Below are 16,699 nucleotides of genomic sequence, written 5' to 3'. Positions count from 1 at the left end.
GCATAAAGAAATTCCCGTCTAAAAGTTTTTCTTTATGCTTATCCAACAACACGCCTAAAGGAGCGTATTTATATGTCTATTATAACAGAATCAAAGACAAGGCAGGTACAGACCTTGAATGAATTATCAAAACGTAAAGTTGTTGAACATAATAGTCTAATAACATCGATTGCCAAAATGGACAAAACCCCATTAAAGATGTTTGAATTAGCTGTCTCTTTAATTGATACAGAAAATCCCCCGAAAGACCAGACAGTTTATTTATCCAAGCAAGAGTTATTTGCTTTTTTTAACGTGGATGATAGCAATAAACATAGTCGTTTTAAAGAAGCAATTGAAAAAATGCAGAAACAAGCATTTTTTAAGATAAAAAAAGCCAAAGAAGAGGGATATGAATTTGAAAGTATTGTGCCTATCCCTTATGTTAAATGGGCGGATTATCATGATGAAGTAACTATCCGATTTAGCCCCGAAATCATGCCTTATTTAATCAATCTCAAAACCAATTTTACGCAACATGCCTTATCAGAAATTTCTGAATTGAATAGCAAGTATGCAATTATTTTGTACCGTTGGTTATCAATGAATTACAACCAATATGAGCATTACAGCGTTAAAGGTGGGCGAAGAGAAGAGCAAGTGGAAAGTTACCGTAATCCGATAATCACTATTCGAGAATTGCGCGATACGACCGATACGGTGAGTGAATATAAAAAGTTTACTGATTTTGAAAGAAGAGTATTAAAAGATCCGATTAAAGAAATCACAAACCATACCAGCTTTAATGTTACGTATGAAAAAGTGAAAAAAGGACGCAGCATTGAAAGTATTGTCTTTCATATCACTAAAAACCAAGTCGCAGATGATATTAGTTACAAATTAGATGATCCCGTTTATATTGACGGTAAGATAAGACAAGAAGAAAGTGAAAAAGATCTTGTATATGAAGCTATGAAGAGTCCATATACAAAATTGTTGATGGAACATTTCTTGTTGTCATACATTGATTTGACGGATACGGCTATTTTGTCAGGGCTACAGAAAAATGTTTATCCACTTTATGACGAATTAAAAGAGTTACGTGGATTAAATGGTGTAAAAGGACACTTAGCATATATTCGAGATAAACAAGATGACTATTCGAAAAATAATATTGCTAAGTATCTTAAAAAATCGATTGAACAGTATCTACCAATCGTTAAAAGGCAGGATATAGATCATGAGTGAAAATTTAAAAACAATTCGAGAACTTGCTGATGAATTTAAGGTATCTAAGCAAGCTGTTAGGAAAAGATTAACCGATGAATTTAGAGCAAACTACGTAGAAACTGTATATAGTAACGGAGTAGAAACATTAGTAGTAACGGTTAGTGGGTACAGGCTTTTAAAACAGCATTTTTCTAGTAGTAACGGCAGTGAAAAAGTAGGTAGCAACGTTGGTGGTAACGGTGGTAATGCTAATGTTACCAGTGATAATAAGCAAACAACGGATAATAGCTATGTATTTAAAATATTAGAACAACAATTAGCTGTTAAAGATAAGCAAATAGAAAATAAAGATTCACAAATATCACAAATGCAAAATTTATTAGATCAGCAACAACGGCTAGCCTTACAGGACAAACAACTGCTCGAAGAATACAAGGCAGAAATTAAGGACTTGAAAGCCTTAACGACGGCACCGCATGATGATGGTGAAAAAGAAGTGACGTCAGACAAACAACCGGAACCTGAAAATAGCACCCCGGAGTCACAACCTAAACCTAAAAAGTGGTGGCGTTTTGGTAAATAGTTACAACTAAAAAAGAAAAGAAGACTAGTTAAATGGCGGAATGCTCTTATGCTAGATTTACGGACAGATTTTCTTCTGCCCTGTAAACTAATAGCATAGGAGCATTTTTTAATATGATTCGATACAAAAAAGAATTTAAGCAGTCTCTTGTTGAGATGCACAATCAAGGCCGTTCATATACTGATCTATCCGCTGAATACGGACCTTCGGTCGACTCAATCCGTAACTAGGTCAAGTTGTACGCGGTCCACGAAGTGGACGGCGAAAAATGGACGCAAGCTGATGTAAACGCATTACAAAAGGAAAACGACAAACTTCGCGAAGAACTTGAGATTTTAAAAATAAGGAATTCTAAAATCAATAAAAGTAAATCAATGGTAACCTTATAATTAGTATTGGGTAAAGATAGGAAAACAAAGGCAATAATAGCCGGTTACATTTATTTAAAAAAGACTTGACAAGAATGGTTTACAATAGTAAACTTATCTCAAACATTTACGTTTACGCATGTAGACAATAAGGAGGGAAAGAGAATGAGTACAATAGTAGTTAACCCTCATATCACAGATGCTGAATGGGAAGTTATGCGTGTAGTCTGGGTGACTGGTCGAGTGACTAGTAAAGAAGTCATCTCCATATTGAAAGAAAAAATGGACTGGAAACAAGCCACTATCAAAACGCTCTTAGGTCGACTGGTTGAAAAAGGCGTACTAAATACAGAGCAAGAAGGTAGAAAATTTATTTATACTACCAATATTGAAGAGAAAGAAGCCTTAGGAAATTATACAGACGATATTTTCAACCGTATTTGTCGAAAGAATGTCGGGAATGTAGTAGGGAGTATCATTGAAGATCATGTCTTAAGCTTCGATGATATCCAGCGACTAGAAGAAATATTAGAGATGAAAAAAGCTTTCGCAGTAGAAGAAGTGGATTGTCAGTGTACAGAAGGGCAATGCGATTGCCATTTACATCATCATGGAGAATAAGGAGCGAAAAAATTGGAGAATAAATCGTTTGCCATAGAAGGTATGACCTGTGCGTCTTGTGCGCAGACAGTAGAAAAAGCGGCAAAAAAAGTACGTGGGGTCACACAGGCTTCCGTGAACCTAGCAACAGAAAAGTTGAGTATAGAATACAATGAACCAACTTTTTCGGTAGAAAATCTACAAAAAGCGGTGGATAATTCAGGGTATGAACTGATTGCCCAAGAGGGAAAGACGCAAACCTTTGCAATTGAAGGGGTTTAATCTGTAGAGGTTGATTTAGCGACTAAAAAAGCAGTACTTGAAAGTCAAACAGAGATTGATACCGAAACGCTCAATGCTGCTTTAGCAGAAACTAACTATTCAGTATTAAGTGCATAAAGTACGAATACCATTTATTCATAGATAGTAGATAGAGATAAAGTATAGAACCCTTTTCATGAGAATTATATGCAGTGTTAGATGAGAAAGTTCTAAAACTTTAAAATCAGTCTCTAATATAATAAGGAGGAATTAAAAATGAGGAATAACAAAAAACATTCGTCACATAGTCATCATAATCACGGCGACATGGGTCACTCAAAATACGACCATAATGAAATGGAACATAGTCAGATGGATCACAGTGAAATGGATCACAGCAAGATGAATCATAGTGAAATGGATCACAGCAAGATGAATCATAGTGCGATGGATCACAGTGAAATGGATCATGGCGCAATGGGAGTTCATGCCCACCACCATCACGGTAGCTTTAAGGAGATTTTCTTGAAGTCACTCCCATTAGGAATTGCAATCTTACTCATTACTCCTTTGATGGATATTCAGTTGCCTTTCCAAATTATCTTTCCTTATGCAGACGTTGTAGCAGCTGTATTGGCAACAATTCTATACATTTTTGGCGGAAAACCATTCTTCATGGGTGCGAAAGATGAGTTTAATTCAAAAGCTCCAGGCATGATGTCCTTGATTACTTTGGGAATAACGGTTTCTTATGCCTATAGTGTTTACGCAGTGGCCGCTCGATATGTGACCGGAGAACATGTCATGGACTTCTTCTTTGAGTTTACAACGTTAATTTTAATCATGTTATTAGGACACTGGATTGAAATGAAGGCATTGGGTGAAGCAGGGGACGCGCAAAAAGCATTGGCTGAGTTGGTGCCGAAAGATGCTCATGTTGTTTTAGAAGACGATTCGATTGAGACTCGTCCAGTTGCTGACTTGCAAGTAGGTGATTTGATTCGTGTTCAAGCCGGAGAAAATGTTCCAGCAGATGGAACGATCCAGCGTGGCGAATCACGTGTAAACGAAGCGCTTGTGACTGGGGAATCGAAACCAATTGAAAAAAATCCTGGAGATGAGGTCATCGGTGGATCAACCAATGGTGGCGGAGTCCTCTATGTGGAAATAAAGCAGACGGGCGATAAGTTCTTCATTTCTCAGGTTCAGACATTAATCAGTCAAGCTCAAAGCCAACCCTCTCGAGCAGAAAATCTTGCACAAAAAGTTGCAGGATGGCTCTTTTATATTGCGGTTATTGTAGCTCTTATTGCCTTTGTCATATGGATGGTTATAGCTGATGTACCAACGGCAGTTATTTTTACAGTCACCACATTAGTTATTGCTTGTCCGCATGCCCTGGGTCTGGCTATTCCATTGGTGACTGCTCGTAGTACCAGCTTAGGGGCCAGTCGGGGATTATTAGTGAAGGACCGGTACGCTTTGGAGTTGACTACAAACGCAGATGTTATGGTTTTAGATAAAACTGGAACTTTAACAACTGGTGAGTTTAAAGTATTAGATGTTGAACTCCTTAATGATAAATATACGAAAGATGAAATCGTTGCCTTATTGTCAGGTATCGAAGGTGGATCTAGTCACCCTATCGCTCAGTCAATTATTAGTTACGCAGAACAGCAAGAGATACGTCCAGTAAGTTTTGATTCGATTGATGTTATTTCTGGCGCTGGTGTAGAAGGTCAAGCTAACGGACATCGTTATCAATTAATCAGTCAAAAAGCATATGGACGTAATCTGGATATGGATATTCCAAAAGGAGCAACCCTCAGTGTCTTAGTAGAAAACGACGAAGCAATCGGTGCTGTAGCTTTAGGGGATGAATTAAAACCGACAAGTAAAGCCTTAATACAAGCCCTTAAAAAGAACAAGATTCAGCCGATTATGGCAACGGGTGACAATGAAAAAGCGGCTCAAGGGGCTGCAGAAATTTTAGGTATTGATTATCTAGCTAATCAATCTCCTCAAGACAAATATGAATTAGTTGAAAAACTTAAAGCAGAAGAAAAGAAAGTTATCATGGTCGGTGACGGGGTCAACGATGCACCTTCTCTTGCATTAGCAGACGTTGGTATAGCTGTTGGTGCCGGAACTCAAGTAGCATTGGATTCAGCCGATGTCATCTTGACACAGTCAGACCCTGGCGACATTGAATCCTTTATCGAGTTGGCTCAGAAGACCACACGTAAGATGAAAGAAAATCTTGTTTGGGGAGCAGGGTATAACTTTATCGCGATCCCAATAGCTGCAGGAATACTAGCACCAATTGGCATAACATTAAGTCCAGCAGTCGGTGCCGTCTTGATGTCACTTTCGACTGTAATTGTTGCCATCAATGCTATGACATTGAAATTAGAGCCAAAATAAACAGTTATTTGGCACATGAAATAATTGAATGACCTTATCGTGTAAAAATACAATAGTTTCACAGGAAAGGAAGAGATGAAATAATTTAAAAAATCATCTCTTCCTTTTTGCTCAGAAGTCAATAAATTGGTCTATTTTTATTCAGTTACTTAGGCAACATTTGAGATACGATTGCGATTATAAAAATTGATATACTAACCAATGGCTGCTTGGAAGACTGACATATTAGCCTCGATATCATCGAATAACTAAATACAGAAAAATACAATAAATATTATCAAACTAGGGACTATACTAGAAAACATCAGTACATTCCTTAACTCAGGGTCTATAATTATATAATGACCCCTCAAAAAGACTATTAAAACAGCCCCCATTATCTGACTAGTAGATAATGGGGGCTGTTTTTTTGTTTAATGTTATAATAGATCTTAAAATGCTGGACTGAATTGAATGGTCAAACGTTGGTTTGTTGCTTGGGCGATCTCAGATAGTATTTTTGTCGAAGCATTCATCGAACCATTTTCAATGCGTGCAATCGTTGATTGTGGTTTACCAATCAAATTGGCAAATTCACGTTGGCTCAATCCCATATTTGCACGAAGGTCACGAACTTTCACTGCGACCTCTAAATTAATATTTTCTTGCTCAACAATTTGTGCAAATTCAGGATTTTTTTTACTACGTTCAGCAACGTATGCATCAAGTTTACTCATTGATTTTCCTCCTTATTCAAATACTGACTGCGTCTATTCCGAGCGATTTTCTTTTCATTTTCAGGTGTCTTTTGCGTTTTTTTCGTGAAAGCGTTAGTAATAATGTATTGACTACCTTTGACTTGAAAGTAAAGAGCCCTTTGAATGTTTGAAGATCGTTTAGAACGAATTTCATAGAGATTATTTTCTAGATTTTTTACCCATAATTGTCTTTCCGCCACTAAGAGGCCATTATTTTCAATATTTTGAATGGTTGCAATTAATTTAGCAGCATCTTTATCAGGTAATTGATCTAAGAACTGTTCAAATTCAGCCCAATCGTAATAATCAAACTCAAATTTTTCCATAACAACATGATAGCAGATGCGCTATCATCAATCAAATTATTAACTTTAAAGGAGTAGCTAATGGTGCAACAAATTGTCCTCCCCATCAAAGACTCCAACGTCTTAAAAATGGTGCAAGACACCTTATTAGATAGTTTTCGGGCGGGTCGCCGCAACTACACTATCTTTCAAGTTGGCAAAGCCACTCTACTGCGGGTGAGTGATGTGATGACGTTAAAGAAATCGGATGTCTATAATCCCGATGGGTCTGTTAAAAACACGGCCTTTATTCATGATAAAAAGACAGGTAAAGCGAACACGTTATATTTAAAGCCCGTGCAACAAGACTTGTTGCAATATCATGATTGGCTAGTCCAACAGAATATCACTTCGGATTGGTTATTTCCCTCAACGTCCCATCCAGATCAACATATCACAGAGAAGCAGTTTTATAAGGTGATGGCACGTGTTGGTGACCTATTAGGAATTAACTATCTGGGCACACACACCATGCGTAAAACAGGTGCCTATCGCGTTTATACGCAATCAAACTATAATATTGGTTTAGTCATGCACTTATTGAATCATTCGAGTGAGGCTATGACGCTTACTTATCTCGGGTTAGATCAAGCAAGTCGCGAAACAATGTTAGATCAAATTGATTTTGGGTAATAACGCCAACTAATCTCCCTAAATTAGCACGTATTTGTTCATTTTGACGCCACTATGGAGGTATTTTTAATGACTAGGATTACTAAGGCACAATTAGACAACATCATTACACGTTGCCACCATCCGAGGTAATTGGTGCCCCATTGTCTGAAACTGCAACTAAAGGGTTGCTAGGTAATACTTTTTGAGTCATAATTTTAGACGCTCCAATTTTTGAGTATTTGGTTTGTTTTTCACTAACAAAATATCATAACAAAGAGCTCCTATGGTTTTCACCCAACGGGTGAAAGCGCAAAACCCGCTGAAACGGTATTAACTTGCTGTTTCAGCGGGTTTTTGTTTGTCTTGATGAATAATCCGGGTATTAAGTTCTACACCATCTCACTTTTCTCGACCATAGAGCGTCTTTCTAGATATCCCCGAACAGATTTACTCACCTGTTTGGGGTTTTCTTTACAAAAAAGTGTTTTTTGTCAGCAGGCGTGTTGGTAACCACTAAAAGTAACTCCCTAAGGACACCATTTTCGATGACGTAATATAACATATCGTTTCTTTGTATACATGGTTAGCTATTACAGGTCGACTCAATTAAAGGTGTTCTAAAAATATGATTTAAAATTTTACCCGGATTATTTCTAACGAATCGACAGGCAAGCACCCTGATGCGCTATACTCTGCTGATTTAATGAACGCAGCTAAAGAAGAAGCTAAGCGTCGAGGATTGTTTGACTTAAATAATCTATAACTGATTACCATATAACTAAATATCTAAAAAGAAAAACGTCTTGAATATTCAAGGTGTTTTTTTGTCTACAAATAATAATTCAGTAAGATACCAACGCCATAAGCAACAATTGCAGCGACGTACCCGACAGAAAGTGTGCGTAGAATTTCTGTTCTTACTTTCTGCTCTGACAGGTTGGCCTTCACCCAGCCTAGCAACGCCAAAGAGACACCGACGATGACAAAGGCGATTGGAAAGGCGATGGCTTTGTCGTGAATGAGCGCATTTGTAATTAAGTAGGCACCTAGTGGAATTAAACCGAAGACGTTAAACGAAATGAATGTCGCGATACCAGCTGCCAATGCTTTACTTTTTGATTGATTGTTATCCGATGTTGCTGACAGGTAGGCACCGGCCCCCATTGAAAAGCCATCGGCTAATAAGTTTGAGAATCCCAAAATGATGATAACGATGTTTGAAACGTTACCACCGACCGATCCAGCAACGACTGCGAACGTCGTGATAATGCCATCTAAGCCACCGTAGACGATGGCTGAAACGTGTTTTTTCATTTATTTTCTCCAGTTTCTCTCAGTGGTGATAAAACCAATATATAAGAAAAAAGTGACCAATTATCGGTAATTTCACATCGGATTAAAAATGTTTCAAAAACGAAACAAATAAAACCCGGATTATTCATGCACTAAATTTTTAACCACAGCTAAATCAGTAAAATACGATAAAACACCTTGAAACTGCCAGTACCTTGGCACAGTTTCAGGGTGTTTTTTCGATTGAGCGTTTTTTGAGAAAAATAGGAACACTAAAACCAGCCAGATTTTGCTATTTTTTTGAAAATCTACTTCGTTGTTTTATTGCTACAAAGCATTTAGTCGTTCCCAAGCTCGCCAGAACAGACCATCGAATTGTTCTTGGATGCGGCTATCTAACGTCAAAATCACCTTGCGGGCGTGCTTAGTGACACACGTCCACCGATTTTTAACAAACGGTCTCGAAAGGTATTGATTGTCCACGATTGTTGCTGGTCGTCCAACGCAATACTCTTCATCAACCGCATCAAGTTTGATGCAATTACTGAGATCCACATGCGCGCTTTGTTGGCGAAAAATGAACTGCTATCAGTTTTGCCAAAGGCAAATCCACCTTTAAGCTCGCGAATAATATCTTCAATCGCCGCACGCTTGCGGTAAACACGGACGATGTCTTTTTGTGGAAGACTTAGGTTAGTGACGATGAACTGTGTACCGCCATGTTCATCATTTAAAACGATATCCTTATTTTTAAGTATAAATCGACTTAACTTGATACAAATAATAATTCATCTAAATCAAATATCTCAACACATTTTTGGGTATGCCGTTTAATTAGACCTCTCTCTTCCAATGATGAGAACTTACGGCTTATTGTTTCTGGAGTTGTCCCCAGGTAAGTAGCCAAATCTTTTTTTGACATGGGTAAAGTCACATAAGTATGGTTTTTTTCATCTTCAACATTTTCTGATAGAAAATCAATAATTCGAGCTTCAACAGGTTCAGTACTGACTTGCACAGTTTGTTTTTCTGATAACTGTAGCCGTTTTGTAATATCCGATAATATTCGTCGCATGATTTCTGGATAGAGATCTAAATATTGATCTAAATTCTTTTTATGAATCCTACAAATACTTGTTTCCGATATTGCTTCAGCATAATTCGAATGATAACTTTCAGTCTGTAAAATAGCAACTTCCCCCATAAAATCACCAGGATGTAGGATGCGTATAGTTTGCTCACGACCAGACTCACTTAGGCTATAAATACGTACACGTCCATTGTTTATGATATATAATGTGTCATCTTTATCACCAAACCTAAATAATAGCTCATTCTTTACGTATTGTACTTCATTCGCTGATTGAGCAATTAGACGCATTTGTTCATCATTGAGATGATTGAAAATCGGCACTAAACGTATACAATCTACATGACTATGATGATTATGGTTTGCCATACCGTTTTCCTCCTAATTAATCGTTATCTATATAGTCATCGTCTTCTAAGGCATCCTTATTAATAAATGCTTGAAGTTGCCAAATATTTACGTCTAAATAAGCTTTATAACTAATTAGTGAATCTTCCAAAGCATCATTTCCTTCTTCTTGTGCTAAGCGAATTGCACGAATAGTAAATTCACGATTAGATCTAAAATCTTCTACTATCTGTAGGACCATCTCATCAGCAGTGTAATATTTTTCCGAAGAATCTTCAGAAATCGTTGTAAATTCTTGAAATTCAGTAGTTGTTGATGCTGGCTTAAATCCTGAAGCTAGTAAACGTTCTGCAATTTTATCAAACCATGCCTCATTCTCGTTATATAAATTTTCAAAAACATTATGCAATGCATAGAAATTTTTGCCTTTTACATACCAATGATATTGATGTAATTTTACATGTAATGTATGAATATTAGCAAGTATATGATCTGTAACAGCTGCAGAATTAATCTTAGTATGATGAATGTGTTCTTTATATGCTTGTTCGGCAGCTAATTTTTCTTGCCTTTCATTTATCGTTGTCATTTTATGCACCTTCCTTTACTTTTGAACTAATTACTGGGTATCCTAAGTCTTCAATTGCTTTTTCAATTGTATTCAAATTGACCTGATTTTCATCAAAATCCACTTTTACCTTACTCGCATTGAAAAGTACTTTTACAGAATCTTTTTTTACACCAGCAGTCTGTTTTAAACCATGTTCGATTTTTTGTAAACATGATGGACAAGTTAATGTTTCTAATTTTAATGTTGCTTTAGTCATATCTATCACTCCTTTAAGTAAATTATATAGGCCATTCTTTTTAAAATACTTGATATAGATCAATTATCTTAATTGATAACCTCTTAATCTCATTGCATTTAAAATAACTACTAAAATACTGGCCTCATGAACCAACATCCCAATTGACATAGACATCCATTCACTAAATATTAAACTAACCAATAGTATTATTACGACTCCAACAGCAATTAGAATATTTTGTCGCATATTCGCATATGTTCCTTTTGCTAGGCCTAAAGCATGAGGAAGGCGGTTAAAGTTAGAATTCATTAAAACAATATCTGAACTTTCAATTGCGACATCTGTTCCATTCCCCATAGCTATACCTACCTCTGCAGTAGCCAGAGAGGGACTGTCATTAACGCCGTCACCGATAAAAACAACTATTTCACCTGAGTCCTGTCGTCTTTTTAGAAATGCTTGCTTGTCCTCTGGTAGCATATCACCATGGGCTTCGGTTAAACCTAGTTCCTTTTTAACTGAATTAACTGTACCTTGGTTATCACCTGATAATACAATGAGATTTTTAATACCAAGTGATTTTAATTTTTGTAAGTCCTGCTTAACACCTGGTCGAACTTTGTCGCGGATACCCATTAACATGATTAACTTATGATCAACTGCCGTTAATACAATTGAATTACCGGTTCTTTCTAATTTATTCAATTTTTTAAGAACATCATCAGATAGCGGTATACTTTCTTGTTTCATTAAGGCTTTATTCCCTACTGAAACAATGTGCCCATCTACGTGAGCAATTACGCCCCCACCTTTTACAACCTGTGTATTTTCTATAGGTTTTAATTTATATTGTGCTAATTTATTTGCAATAGCAACGGCTAATGGATGATCAGACTCATTTTCAACTGAAAACAATAGCGATAAATCCTCCTCCTGATTATTCCCGTAGTGAATCATCTCGCTCACTTCAGGCTTTCCTTCAGTTAAGGTACCTGTTTTATCGAATAACACTGTATCTGCATTGGCAAAATGACTAATCACTTCAGAACCCTTAAATAAAATACCATTTTTTGCACCATTTCCTATACCCGCAACATTTGAAACAGGTACACCAATTACCAAGGCCCCTGGGCACCCAAGTACTAATACAGTAATCGCAAGTTCTGTATCTTTGGTTAATACCCAAACCAACAGCCCAATTGTAAGTACTGCAGGTGTATACCAGCGAGAAAACTGGTCAATGAATCGTTCTGCTTCTGATTTAGAATCCTGTGCTTCTTCTACCAACTCAATAATTTTTCCAAATGTAGAATCTTCCCCTACTCTATCAGCCACTATTTGAATAGTACCATTGTCCATAATAGTACCGGCAAATACTTCATCGTCTTTTTCTTTCTTTAAAGGTAAAGATTCACCTGTGATATTAGCCTCATTTACATATCCTTTTCCAGTAGTTACTTGACCATCTACGGGAATCTTGGCACCAGTCTTTACTAGGAGAATATCCCCTTCTTCTACTTCATCAATATCTACTTCTGCAAATTGTCCCCCTGTCAATTGCTTAAAAGCAGTTTCTGGAGCCATTTCCGTCAACTCTTTAATAGCTGATCGTGTTCGGTTAAGTGTTCGTTGTTCTAAATATGATCCAAATAAAAATAAAAAAGTAACAATTGCTGATTCTTCATAATTTTGAATAAAGAGAGCACCAATGACCGCTATCGTTACTAAAACATCAATACTTACTACTTTTACTTTCATAGCCTGATAAGCCTGTAAAGAAATGGGGGTAGCGCCTAATATCGAAGCTATAATAAAAGCACTATTAAAAATTATTGTATTGGCAAAAATAAAGTGTGAAATTAGTCCTAAGGCAATGAGTAAGCCAGTGATACTCATAATTTTATTTTTATATTTAAGAATATTATGTTGCATATGATTTCTCCCTTAATTTTAGTTCAACTAAAGTGTATTAACTTTTGGGAGATATAAACTTGACGTCCATCAAGTTTATGAAATAGTTCTAAATAAGTAAAAATATTATAATATTGGCTTAGTCATGCACTTATTGAATCATTCTAGTGCGGCCATGACACTGGCTTACCTTGGTTTAGATCAAGCCAGCCGTGAGACTATGTTGAATTGCTCGTATACTGAAAATCCGGACCGCTTTATTTCTAGGGCATAATCCGAGATAATCAAGTATAGGAGTTTTTTATATTATGAAAGCTAAGCGATACTCAACAGAATTTAAGTCATCAATTGTCACCTTGTATAACGAGGGACGTTCTGCTAATTCTCTAGCCAATGAATACCACTTGGCTGTACAAACCGTCACGGGTTGGGTGAAGAAAGCCCAAATCATAGGGACGGACGTTACCGGTAAGCCAGTGACTCGCGCCCAATTTAATGCAATGCAGAAAGAAGTCGCAAGACTCAAAGAAGAAAACGAAATTTTAAAAATTGCGGCCGTTTTGCTGGGCGAACATCGCAAGTAACACGTAAGACCCATTTTCCTATTGTCCAATCATTGCTAAAACAGCATTTTAAACTCATGATGGTGCTTCGCCTACTCAAAATACCCAAAAGCACCTACTTTGATTGGGTTCACTATACTGAGAGCCAACGACAACGAGAAGACACGATCTTAAAAGCTTTGTTGCGTGAAATTTGGCAAAATAACTATAAAGCTTATGGCGCGCCACGTCTGCGATTAGCATTAGCTGATCTGAATTTGCATCATGGAACCAACCGAGTTCGTCGTTTAATGCGAGAAGCTGGCATATACTCTGTCATGAGTCGTCGATTTAACAAACCAACGACAACTGTTGATTATCGTCAACGTCCCAACTTAATCAGGCATTTACCCGAAGCCAACGCTTGGAGCATGGACATCACTTATTTAAAGTTGAGTAATGGTCAGTGGGTCTATTTAGCGTCAGTTTTAGAGTTACAAACGCGTAAGATATTAGCCCATCCAATCAGTGCCACGATGGATACCAAATTGGTAGTTACAACACTACAAAGATCGCTGTCAACTGATAAAAAACCAAATTATTTACATACTGATATGGGCAGTCAGTTCACTAGTTTTGGCTTTGAAAATTTGTTAAAGCGACATAAAATTGATCATTCGTATTCAAAACTAGGACATCCATATGATAATGCCAAAATTGAAAGTTTTCACTCCCTATTAAAGCGTGAAATGATTTATCAATTCCGGTTTCCATCGATTGCACATCTAATTTTAGATGTGTCCAAGTATATTCATTGGTTCAACAACGAAAGAATCAGTCTTGCCAATCAAAAAATAAAAGTTGCCTAATCAGTTCAGCCCTAGATAAAAAACATTCCGAATTATTGACTTATGAGCAAATCAAATTGATTTTGGTTAAACTCATTAGCTATAACTACAGTTATAGTTGTAGTTATAGCTAAGGTTTTATAGCTAAAAAGCATAGATCATTAGACTCAAGCAATACTTTAGTGACTTATCAACCTGAACTTTGCTATGCTCTGTATTAAAGACTATAAATGGTGGGAATTTAGCATATGCAAATAGGTGAAAAAATAAAAATTATTCGTGAAAACAAAAAGATGTCATAATAAAACATGGCTAAAAGTTTACACGTATCATATCAAGCGGTATCTAATTGGGAACGTGGGAAAAGTTATCCCGATATCTCTAATATTATTATGATTTCAGATTTATACAGTATTTCATTGGATGAACTGATTGGGGAAGATAAAAACTATAAAGACATATTGCTTGAAAAGAAAGTATTAGGCATCGCAGATACTATACTTAATATTATTTTCCTATTGTGCGCCGTAATGATAGTAATTTACATGATGATCGAAAACAAGCTCACCTCAGATAATTCCTTTTATATCATTCTGACAATCCTGGTTGTAATCCATACCAGCCTTGATTTATTAAAATGGTTACCAAAAAAACGCATGTAGTTGGCTTACAGGGAATATTGGTAATCCTTTGAGACTTAAATTAATACGATGGAGAATTATATTAGCATTCAAAATAAGTTGGGATAGACACCGATGCTATCTCAACTTATTTTTTATGTGGTTAAGCTGACATCAGCTTGCCCCGCCGGAGGTCTTACGAGCCGGATAATAGGCGCTATAAAATAGCAGTTTCCCCAGTAGGAAGGGGAAACGCTACTGTCATCGCTTGTCGATGACTCGCCTCGCAGAGCCTGTCCAAAATAGAATTTTGGTATAACAGGCTATACCAGATTTTTAACGGTGTTATACTGGTCTTGGAAAACCTTTTTCGAGGAGGCATTTTTGATGGCGCATTTAAAGAAAAATACGCGTGGCGCAGTACCCGGTTTAGCGGTCCATTTTGAACGTAAAACCGACCATCACACTAACAAAGAAATTGATGTGTCGAAAACCTATCTGAATCAAGAGCTCATGGCAGATGGTTCAGATATGCTTTCACGCTTCAATGCGCGCTTAAATGACATTTATTGCATGAGAAGAGACGACGTGAAGGCATTGGCGACTTGGATAGTCACTTTACCTGAAGAACTCGCAGAAGCGCCCTACGAGCAACAGAGCGCCTTTTTTGAAGTAACCACCAATTTTCTTAATGAACGTTATGGTCAAGAAAATGCCGTGGCCGCTGTCGTGCATTATGATGAGACAACCCCTCACTTGCACTATGCCTTTGTCCCAGTGGTTTTTGATGATAAAAAATCACGTGATAAAGTATCCGCTAAAGAAGTGCTCACGCGGCAGGATTTGCAAACCTTTCATGAGGATTTAGATCAGCATTTAAAAAAAGTGCTGCCATTTTATGAACAAGGGATTTTAAATAACAAAACCTTACCGTTTGAGAATGTGGCTGAAATCAAAAAATACAATGATCAGTTCAACGCTTTAAAGGCTGAACTAGCTGACATTGAAGACAATATTACGGCTAAAAAGGCCGTACTAAAAATCACGGATCAAGCCTTAACGGAAGTGGACTTAGCCGAAAAACAAATTGATGACTTTAAACAAGACTTATCTAAAAATCTCTTTGGTAAGACGGTGCTTAAACCAGATGACTTAGATCGCTTTAAAAGTGTGTTAGCCACGATGAAGAAAGCCACCTTACAAAGCCAGAATGAGACGGAAGAACTCAAGCAAACCTTAGGACAAGTCAAAGCGCAATTAGCTGGCATCCAATCTGACTATCAAAACCTAAAAGAAACGCATCAAGCGCTTCAGAAGCGGCAGCGAGACCAGCAACAGCTGGATTATGCTATGCGTGATATGCTTAAAAACGATTATGGTGTGAACAGTATGAAAACGAGTGATGTTCAAGCACGCTATGTGCTTTATAAGCTTGATCATGACGAACTTACAAAAAATAAGAAAACGGCCAAATCATGGTTAACAACGCTGACGACTGCTAGAGAAGATACTGATACTAAAATATTGCTGACTAGATTAGATCAAGGGATTGAACAAGTTAAAGCATTAATTAATCGAATCATTGAATTAACGCGTGATATTTTTAAAGGACCAAGTATCTAACGTTAAACCGTCTTATTTGCCCTTCTAAGCGTTTTTAGACACAAAACGTATAAATTAATCATTAACCAAGTTAAAATGACTCTATCGGCTTATTAAGGGGATATAATATTAGATAATAAGGGATATATCATTGAAAATCGTTCAAAAAAGAACCCTACGTAAAAAATTGACTTACGATCGGGTTTTTTTTGTTTTGTTTTTTATGGGTTTAATAAAAAGGCGCAGCCTATTATAAGTTTATCTTTTATACTTTAACCTTTTGTTCTTTTGCGTGGTTATAAATTCAGTAATATCAAGGGTTTAATAGGTAATATAGCGACAAAAAACTATGCATATAGCGACAAAAAACTATGTATATAGCGACAAAAAACTATGTATATAGCGACGTTTTAAACTATTTTGTCGCTATATAATGTTATAATAAAAGCATAAAGAAATTCCCGTCTAAAAGTTTTTCTTTATGCTTATCCAACA

General features: G+C 36.8%; 16 protein-coding genes and 3 pseudogenes. 11 read left to right on the top strand and 8 right to left on the bottom strand.

Annotated elements, in window-relative coordinates:
- Positions 1 to 72: 72 nt before the first annotated feature.
- The 6 genes and pseudogenes from RTR43_RS24295 to tcrB all read left to right on the top strand — a co-directional run bounded on the left by RTR43_RS24295 (position 73) and on the right by tcrB (position 5,445).
- On the top strand, positions 73 to 1,227 hold the full coding sequence (locus RTR43_RS24295) for a RepB family plasmid replication initiator protein (protein ID WP_312476322.1): 1,155 nt from the start codon (positions 73 to 75) through the stop codon (positions 1,225 to 1,227).
- The gene (locus tag RTR43_RS24290) at positions 1,220 to 1,792 is read left to right on the top strand and encodes a DNA-binding protein (RefSeq protein ID WP_312476320.1); all 573 of its coding nucleotides are present in this window, start codon (positions 1,220 to 1,222) and stop codon (positions 1,790 to 1,792) included. Before RTR43_RS24295 ends, RTR43_RS24290 begins: the two co-directional genes overlap by 8 nt.
- A 533-nt stretch (positions 1,793 to 2,325) precedes the next feature.
- Positions 2,326 to 2,781, top strand: a complete 456-nt coding sequence (locus RTR43_RS24285) for a CopY/TcrY family copper transport repressor (RefSeq protein ID WP_312476318.1) — start codon at positions 2,326 to 2,328, stop codon at positions 2,779 to 2,781.
- Positions 2,782 to 2,793: 12 nt separating this feature from the next.
- Positions 2,794 to 2,979: pseudogene (locus RTR43_RS24280) on the top strand (cation transporter); the annotation flags it as partial.
- A gap of 45 nt (positions 2,980 to 3,024) precedes the next feature.
- A pseudogene (tcrZ, locus tag RTR43_RS24275) lies at positions 3,025 to 3,159 on the top strand (copper chaperone TcrZ); the annotation flags it as partial.
- 138 nt (positions 3,160 to 3,297) lie between these two features.
- Entirely contained in the window at positions 3,298 to 5,445 is a 2,148-nt protein-coding gene (gene tcrB / locus RTR43_RS24270) for a copper-translocating P-type ATPase TcrB (protein WP_312476316.1), read from the top strand.
- Positions 5,446 to 5,876: 431 nt separating this feature from the next.
- Here tcrB and RTR43_RS24265 read toward each other — a convergent pair whose 3' ends face one another.
- Together RTR43_RS24265 and RTR43_RS24260 are read right to left on the bottom strand one after the other, a co-directional pair.
- On the bottom strand, positions 5,877 to 6,161 hold the full coding sequence (locus RTR43_RS24265; RefSeq protein WP_004903734.1) for a helix-turn-helix domain-containing protein: 285 nt from the start codon (positions 6,159 to 6,161) through the stop codon (positions 5,877 to 5,879).
- On the bottom strand, positions 6,158 to 6,508 hold the full coding sequence (locus tag RTR43_RS24260; RefSeq protein ID WP_152338981.1) for a type II toxin-antitoxin system RelE/ParE family toxin: 351 nt from the start codon (positions 6,506 to 6,508) through the stop codon (positions 6,158 to 6,160). The genes RTR43_RS24265 and RTR43_RS24260 overlap by 4 nt, the downstream gene beginning before the upstream one ends.
- A gap of 60 nt (positions 6,509 to 6,568) precedes the next feature.
- Here RTR43_RS24260 and RTR43_RS24255 point away from each other — a divergent pair, with 60 nt between their 5' ends.
- Positions 6,569 to 7,159: a site-specific integrase gene (locus RTR43_RS24255; protein ID WP_396954623.1), complete on the top strand. Its 591-nt coding sequence runs from the start codon at positions 6,569 to 6,571 to the stop codon at positions 7,157 to 7,159.
- A gap of 810 nt (positions 7,160 to 7,969) precedes the next feature.
- Here RTR43_RS24255 and RTR43_RS24250 read toward each other — a convergent pair.
- The 6 genes from RTR43_RS24250 to RTR43_RS24230 all read right to left on the bottom strand — a co-directional run bounded on the left by RTR43_RS24250 (position 7,970) and on the right by RTR43_RS24230 (position 12,613).
- On the bottom strand, positions 7,970 to 8,455 hold the full coding sequence (locus RTR43_RS24250) for a VIT1/CCC1 transporter family protein (protein WP_004903726.1): 486 nt from the start codon (positions 8,453 to 8,455) through the stop codon (positions 7,970 to 7,972).
- A gap of 386 nt (positions 8,456 to 8,841) precedes the next feature.
- Positions 8,842 to 9,138 carry a transposase gene (locus RTR43_RS25725; RefSeq protein WP_080567320.1) on the bottom strand — a complete coding sequence of 99 codons (297 nt, stop codon included), beginning with the start codon at positions 9,136 to 9,138 and terminating at the stop codon, positions 8,842 to 8,844.
- Between the two features lie 62 nt (positions 9,139 to 9,200).
- Positions 9,201 to 9,893 carry a Crp/Fnr family transcriptional regulator gene (locus RTR43_RS24245; RefSeq protein ID WP_011666808.1) on the bottom strand — a complete coding sequence of 231 codons (693 nt, stop codon included), beginning with the start codon at positions 9,891 to 9,893 and terminating at the stop codon, positions 9,201 to 9,203.
- A gap of 16 nt (positions 9,894 to 9,909) precedes the next feature.
- Positions 9,910 to 10,461, bottom strand: coding sequence for a Dps family protein (locus RTR43_RS24240; RefSeq protein WP_010276748.1), 552 nt, complete (start codon positions 10,459 to 10,461; stop codon positions 9,910 to 9,912).
- Between the two features lies 1 nt (position 10,462).
- Entirely contained in the window at positions 10,463 to 10,699 is a 237-nt protein-coding gene (locus tag RTR43_RS24235) for a heavy-metal-associated domain-containing protein (protein ID WP_010276741.1), read from the bottom strand.
- A 63-nt stretch (positions 10,700 to 10,762) separates the two neighbouring features.
- On the bottom strand, positions 10,763 to 12,613 hold the full coding sequence (locus RTR43_RS24230) for a heavy metal translocating P-type ATPase (protein WP_312476308.1): 1,851 nt from the start codon (positions 12,611 to 12,613) through the stop codon (positions 10,763 to 10,765).
- 287 nt (positions 12,614 to 12,900) lie between these two features.
- Here RTR43_RS24230 and RTR43_RS24225 point away from each other — a divergent pair, with 287 nt between their 5' ends.
- The 4 genes and pseudogenes from RTR43_RS24225 (at position 12,901) to mobV (ending at position 16,225) form a co-directional block, all read left to right on the top strand.
- Positions 12,901 to 13,176: a transposase gene (locus tag RTR43_RS24225; RefSeq protein ID WP_004906421.1), complete on the top strand. Its 276-nt coding sequence runs from the start codon at positions 12,901 to 12,903 to the stop codon at positions 13,174 to 13,176.
- Positions 13,176 to 14,003, top strand: a pseudogene (locus tag RTR43_RS24220) (IS3 family transposase); the annotation flags it as partial. The gene RTR43_RS24225 and the pseudogene RTR43_RS24220, both read left to right, overlap by 1 nt.
- A gap of 287 nt (positions 14,004 to 14,290) precedes the next feature.
- Positions 14,291 to 14,644 (top strand): helix-turn-helix domain-containing protein, encoded by a 354-nt coding sequence (locus tag RTR43_RS24215; RefSeq protein WP_312476304.1) that lies wholly within the window; start codon positions 14,291 to 14,293, stop codon positions 14,642 to 14,644.
- Positions 14,645 to 14,989: 345 nt separating this feature from the next.
- Entirely contained in the window at positions 14,990 to 16,225 is a 1,236-nt protein-coding gene (gene mobV / locus RTR43_RS24210) for a MobV family relaxase (RefSeq protein ID WP_312476302.1), read from the top strand.
- Positions 16,226 to 16,699: the final 474 nt, after the last annotated feature.

Source organism: Neobacillus sp. (assembly GCF_031988165.1).
GTDB lineage: Bacteria > Bacillota > Bacilli > Bacillales > Cytobacillaceae > Neobacillus > Neobacillus rhizosphaerae.
Note: the sequence above shows the minus strand (reverse complement) of the source record. Positions and strands in the feature narration are given on the sequence as shown.